At 42.3% G+C, this 3,158-nt stretch carries 3 protein-coding genes and 1 pseudogene; 2 read left to right on the plus strand and 2 right to left on the minus strand.

What is annotated here, in order from left to right:
- Nucleotides 1–73 precede the first annotated feature (73 nt).
- Nucleotides 74–737, plus strand: a pseudogene (locus tag QT973_RS26790) (ISAs1 family transposase); the annotation flags it as partial.
- Nucleotides 738–817: 80 nt separating this feature from the next.
- On the opposite strand, the gene QT973_RS26795 reads toward QT973_RS26790, so the two are convergent.
- Nucleotides 818–1,780, minus strand: coding sequence for a glycosyltransferase family 2 protein (locus QT973_RS26795; protein ID WP_333058643.1), 963 nt, complete (start codon nt 1,778–1,780; stop codon nt 818–820).
- 285 nt (nt 1,781–2,065) lie between these two features.
- Between QT973_RS26795 and QT973_RS26800 the strand changes: the two genes are divergently transcribed.
- A complete protein-coding gene (locus QT973_RS26800) occupies nt 2,066–2,689 on the plus strand; it encodes a TenA family protein (protein ID WP_333058642.1) in 624 nt (207 codons plus the stop codon).
- A gap of 38 nt (nt 2,690–2,727) precedes the next feature.
- Here QT973_RS26800 and QT973_RS26805 read toward each other — a convergent pair whose 3' ends face one another.
- Nucleotides 2,728–3,078, minus strand: coding sequence for a hypothetical protein (locus tag QT973_RS26805; RefSeq protein ID WP_333058641.1), 351 nt, complete (start codon nt 3,076–3,078; stop codon nt 2,728–2,730).
- Between the last annotated feature and the right edge of the window lie 80 nt (nt 3,079–3,158).

Raw genomic sequence — 3,158 nt, forward strand, 5'->3', positions numbered from 1 at the left:
CGTCATGAGTGGACGGGCGGGACGCCCATCCCACAATAACAATTAAAATTGTAAGTTATTTAATTCGCGATCCTTAGAGTTATTAGACCTGACCGGGGCTGACGTTAACATTGATGCGATGGAAACTCAAACCGAGATTGTGAAACAAATTCGCCACAAAAAAGCTGATTATATTGTATCTCTTAAAGCTAATCACCCCACTTTACATTCTCAGGTTAAAGAAGGGTTTGATACCAGAAGAGCTAATAACTTTGAAGGCATTAAAGTTAGTTATAACCAACAGATTGAAAAGGGACAAAATAGCACTGAAAAACGTTATGTTTTGGCTGTTCCTTTAGAGGCTTTCGGTGGTCTTTATCAACAAGACCAGTGGTCGGGACTGCAAACCATCGTCATTATTGAAAGAATCCGCCATCTTTGGAACAAAACGACTCATGAAGTCCAATTTTATCTAACTTCTCTGCCTGCGGATGCTCAACTTCTTGGTCGTGCCATTCGTCAACATTGGACTATTGAAAACCAAGTTCATTGCACTTTAGATGTCACGTTCCATGAGGATCAATGTCGGATTCGTTAAGGTTATAGTCAAGAGTAATTTGACCATCTTGAGACGGATGGCACTTAACGCTCTTAATCAGGAGAAAACATTGCAGCGTAGTCTTCGTCAAAAAATCAAACAGGCTGCTATGAATAATGATTATATGATGACTGTTCTCAACTCCTTTTGTCAAGCTTGATTGAGATGCTCTTACCCTGCTTAAATTATCTCATAAATTAGATAATTTAGGCACGATGAGTTAACCGATGTTTGCTAAAATTATTTTGGCGATCGGTGTCGATCGCCAAAACCAGCAACTTCTGCCAGCGTATAAAGCGGGCGGCCCTTCACCTCCTCATAAATACGCCCTATATACTGACCCAAAATCCCAATACTCACCAACTGCACCGCACCCAAAAAGAAAACAGCCATCATCACAATTGTCAAACCCGTTAAGGCAGAACTTGGATAAAAAAGCCGCCAATACAAAATTAAAAAAGCCATTAACACAGATATAAATGCAGCAAATAACCCCATATAAATCGAAAGTCTGAGGGGAACTTTTGAAAAAGATACTAAACCATTCATCGCCAAACTTAAAGATTTTCTGAAGGTATACTTAACCTCGCCAGCAAAACGCGGATCGCGTTCAAACTTAACCGCCGTTTGTTTAAAACCAATCCAAGCCCGCAGTCCCCGAATGTAACGATTGCGTTCTGGCATGGCGTTGAGTACATCTACCACGCACCTATCCATCAAACAAAAATCTCCGGTATCTATCGGAATATCAACATCAGCAAGATGGCGCAAAATGCGATAATACATATAAGCCGGCAACCGCTTAAACCAACCTTCTTGACGGCGTTGAGTGCGTTGAGCGTAAACAACTTGATAGCCCTGCTGCCACCGTTCTACCATATCTATAATTAGCTCTGGCGGGTCTTGTAAATCGCCGTCCATGATGACTACGACTTGACCGCTAGAAAAGTTTAAACCAGCAGTTACAGCTATTTGATGACCGAAATTGCGGGCCAAACTGAGGTAACAAATTCGCGCGTCTTTTTCGTGCAATTCTCGCAAAAGTTCGAGAGAGCGATCGCGACTGCCATCATTGATTAAAATTAATTCTACTGGGCCGTCCATTCGATCCATCACGGCACTAATTCGCCGATACAATTCCGCGAGATTTTCTTCTTCGTTATAGATAGGAATTACCAAGGAATACTTAGGTGTATCGTTCATTGCAGTTTCTGTTTAAAAATCGGCTTTTCAACCGTTAAATCAAAAGTTTCTTTTTACCCAAACACGCGGGCTGCTTCACAAGAGAGGTTCGGCACGTAATTTCGCTCTTTGAGCCAGACAACAGCAGCCCCCAAAATAGCCGCATACCAACAATTATCTATTTTCTTAAATACGAAAAATAAAAGATACCATAAGAATGACACACGCCAAGCTCAAACATCTGTTATCATAGATGTTTAGTCAGACTATAAAAATTACAATCATAACCCATCGATTCAAAATTGCATGACAAATTCCAATTATCTTTGGCAAGCAAATCAAGACTTAAGCGAAGCTTGTCTGCAACATCCCTTTGTCAGAGGGATTGCTGACGGCAGCCTCCCCCAAAATAGTTTTGCATATTACGTTGCACAAGACGCATTTTTTCTGGGAGCCTTCGCTCGCGCTTATAGTATCGCTGCGGCAAAAGCACCCGACTGGGAGGGGTTTGAAATTCTCCACAATCTCGGTAGTGGCGTTTTAGAAGAACTTCGTTTGCATCAAGGATATGCAGCCAAATGGGGTGTAAACTTGCAAGAGGCAAAACCGGGAATCGCTACCCGCCGCTACACAGATTTTTTATTAGCGACAGCCTGGGGGAGTGGTGTAGGTTTGACAGTAGCCGCCATGACTCCTTGCTTGCGGTTGTATGCTTTTTTGGGACAGCAGCTAGCTAAACCTAATATACCGGAACACGCCTTTAGCGACTGGATTTCGACCTATAGCAGCTCGGATTTTGAGATTTTAGCAAAACGGCTGGAAAGTTTGGTCGATCGCTACGCCGAAGCTACGCCGGAAGTAGAAGCAACCTATCGCTACGCTATGCTATGCGAAAGAGACTTTTTTCAGGCAGCTTGGGAAATAGAGTAAATTAAGTTTGTGCAAAAAATATGGAAAACTATCTTAAGCTACCTACACGCAGTAAATTTAACAGCCATGTACAGCAGGAATGTAGCCAATACTGTCATAACAGCATATCCCCAACGAGGGTGACTACTCAACACTAAACCGAGTCCGATGGAGAGCGATACAATGCCGTAAGCGTAGCGATGAAGCGATTGCATAACACTGGAGTTGAGCAGTAGCGCTAAAGAGCAAAATCCGAAATAGACGACTGTAATTATCAGCCATTTTCGCCAATACCACAACAAATAGCCATTGCCCCAAATCAGGGCAAATTTACTAACAGCTTGCAACAGCAAAAATGCACGCCAAAATGCCCAACTATTAATGAGTACCGCTGCTAATTTTACTTGCATTCCAACCCACATTCCGCAGATATTCAAGCAGATTTAATTTCAAAGGAATTCATAATTGCCAAAACCTCAAATGATTGCTA

The sequence above is a fragment of the Microcoleus sp. Z1_A1 genome (assembly GCF_036700305.1).
Classification (GTDB): domain Bacteria; phylum Cyanobacteriota; class Cyanobacteriia; order Cyanobacteriales; family Microcoleaceae; genus Microcoleus.

Excerpts from the sequence above, each read along its gene's own strand:
- QT973_RS26795 (WP_333058643.1), bottom strand. The coding sequence starts at position 1,780 with ATGAACGATACACCTAAGTATTCCTTGGTAATTCCTATCTATAACGAA.
- QT973_RS26800 (WP_333058642.1), top strand. The coding sequence starts at position 2,066 with ATGACAAATTCCAATTATCTTTGGCAAGCAAATCAAGACTTAAGCGAA.
- QT973_RS26805 (WP_333058641.1), bottom strand. The coding sequence starts at position 3,078 with ATGCAAGTAAAATTAGCAGCGGTACTCATTAATAGTTGGGCATTTTGG.